General features: G+C 68.1%; 2 protein-coding genes and 1 pseudogene. All 3 read right to left on the bottom strand.

Translation table 11 applies throughout. The features are described from left to right. On the bottom strand, positions 1–170 hold a 170-nt coding region (locus ACNFOC_RS53085), incomplete at its 3' end, for a DUF6227 family protein (protein ID WP_416966125.1). Between the two features lie 157 nt (positions 171–327). Next, positions 328–1,554, bottom strand: coding sequence for a L,D-transpeptidase (locus tag ACNFOC_RS53080; RefSeq protein ID WP_416966124.1), 1,227 nt, complete (start codon positions 1,552–1,554; stop codon positions 328–330). A gap of 414 nt (positions 1,555–1,968) precedes the next feature. Then, positions 1,969–2,499 (bottom strand): annotated as a pseudogene (locus ACNFOC_RS53075) (P1 family peptidase); the annotation flags it as partial. Between the last annotated feature and the right edge of the window lie 143 nt (positions 2,500–2,642).

Raw genomic sequence — 2,642 nt, 5'->3', positions numbered from 1 at the left:
GCGGAGTGCAGCGAACTGTCGTGCGCCAGCGCGCAGTCGAGACGCCTTATGGTCTCGTCCGGCAACTCGAAGGAGTTCAGGGCACGGCCGAGGAGTCGCGCGAGGTGCTCCTCCGGAGACTCGGGCGACTCGGGTTGTTCGTACGCTGCCGTGTCGTACGGAACGCTCAAGGCTTCTCCCGGCGTTGCTGCATGTCACCTTGTGGGTGCATACCGTAGCCCCTCGGTCGGACATCATGTCTGTGAACCGAGAAAACGTATGCCCGGAAAACGCGCGGGCCGCGCGAGATGTTCCCGCGCGGCCCGAAGATCCGTCAAAACCCGCCGGTCAGGCGGCACTTCCGGCGGTCCACTCGCTCCACGCCATGTTCCAGCCGTTGAGCCCGTTGTCCGGGGCGACCGTCTTGTCGGGGGAGTTCTTCACGACCACGACATCCCCGATGAGCGAGTTGTCGTAGAACCAGGCGGCGTTCGTCGCGCCCTGCGCGCCCTGTACGTCCGCGAGCCCGACACAGCCGTGGCTGGTGCCCGTCTGACCGAAGGGCGGGTTGGACTTGCTGTACCAGTAGTTGCCGTGGATGAACGTCCCCGACGAGGTCAGGCGCATCGCGTGCGGCACGTCCGGGATGTCGTACTCCCCGCCCAGGCCGACCGTCTGGCTGTTCATCCGCGTCTGCGTGAACTTCTCGGAGATCACCATCTGCCCGTTGTACGTGGTGTGTTCGGGGCTGCCCGAGGAGATCGGCAGCGACTTGAGGGTCTGGCCGTCCCGTACGACCGTCATGGTCTGCGTGTCGACGTCGACGGTGGACACCTGCGAGCGCCCGATGGTGAAGGTGACCGTCTTCTTCTGCACGCCGTAGACGCCGTTCGCGCCCTGCACGCCGTCCAGGTCGATCTTCATCGTGACCTTGGAACCGGCCTTCCAGTAGTCCTGCGGCCGGAAGTCGAGCCGCTGCGCGCCGAACCAGTGCCCCACGACCTGCTGCCCGCTGCTGGACGTCACCGTGATGTGCGACTGCACGGCCTTCTTGTCGCCGATCACCTTGTCGAAGTTGAACGACACCGGCATCCCCACACCGACCGTCGTCCCGTTGTCCGGCGTGTACGTCCCGATGAAGCTGTTGCTCGAAGTGACCGTCGTGAAGATGGAGTTGGCGGCGGCGGTCTTGCCGCTGGAGTCCTTCGCGGTCGCCGATATCTGGTACTTGGTCCCGCGCTCCAGCTGCTCCTTCGGCTTCCAGCTGCCTCCGTTCGCGGATATCGCGCCGTCCACGGCCTGCCCCGAGCCCGCGACCGTCATCTTCACGTCGGTCAGCTTGCCTCCGCTGACCTGCACGCCGGTGGAGTTGATGGACGCGTTCGTCGCGCCGTCTTTGGCCGAGATGACGATCTTCGCCGTGGACGTCTTGGCTGACGTGCCGCCGCCGCCCTTGCTGTCCGTGTTGGCGTCCGCGCTGGCATTGCCACCACACGCGCTGAGGGTGAGGGTGCCGACCACTAGGGCGGCGATGGCCCCCAGTACGCGCCGCGCTTGTATGTCCGGCGTTGTCACGGGCTGCTCCAGGTTCGTGTGGTGTACGTGATCCGCTGCGATGCGTGGACAAAGAGGGGCGACGCCCCCGTGCGGGTTCCCTGCGTTCCCCATGGACGCCGTCCGGTGACAGAACCGGGACATAGGTGGAGGCGTGGGCGGTGTTCCAGGGGTGGGGGTTGGGCCGCTCGCATCTCGCCAGCACGCCGCCTCGGCTCAGCGGCCAACGGTGGGTGGGTAGTTACCGGAAGCCGGAGGCGAATCCAACCACTGTCGCGGACTTTGACTGGTTAGAGAGGGTCTCGGCCTCCAGAGGTGACAGGGTCGGAGCGTCGGGGTGTCGGAGCGCCCGGGTGCCGGACCAGGGAAGGGTGCGAACGCGTGGTGTCGGCGGTCACTGGGGCGGACGCGGGGTGCCTGTCGCCGCAGGGTTTTCTACCGTCTCCCGTACAACTCCTCGTACGACGGCCACGTCCCGCCCGGGCCGTCCACCGGCTCGGCGGCGCGTACCGCTCGGACGATCGCGCGGGTCACGACCTCTGCTCCGGCCGCGAGGACCTCGTTGAGGGCTAGGGGGTTCTCGGCGTCGAGCGGACGGGTCCCGGTGGCGAGCGTGAACACCGTGTCCCCGTCGTTCAGCAGATGCACCGGGCGTACGGCGCGTGCGATGCCGTCGTGCGCCGTGCCGGCCAGCTTCTGCGCCTGCGCCTTGGTGAGGTCGGCGTCTGTGGCGACCACCGCGAGCGTGGTGTTCAGTGGGGGAGGCGCGTTCTTCGCGGCGGCCTCGGCGAGGCGTAGTTGGGCTGCCTCGTGGACGTGTGGCTCGGGATACTCCACCCGTCCCTGGAACAACTCCCCGTACAGCACGCCTGTTTCGGGGTCCGTCGCCGATCCCGCCGCGTTGGCCACCACCAGCGCCGCCACCGTGATGCCCGACTCCAGCACGACACTCGCCGTCCCGACCGCCGACTCCGCCTCGGCGCAGAGCCGGTGCCGCCGAACTCGCCCTGGCCGGATGGCAGCCCTTCGAGCCCCGCGACGAACTGGCCCGACTCGTGCACGGCGCCCGCCCGTTGCTGCTGGTGGCGTTCGCGGCGACCGCGCTGGCG

The organism is Streptomyces colwelliae (assembly GCF_048158785.1).
Classification (GTDB): domain Bacteria; phylum Actinomycetota; class Actinomycetes; order Streptomycetales; family Streptomycetaceae; genus Streptomyces.
This window is presented reverse-complemented; position numbering and strand designations above follow the sequence as displayed.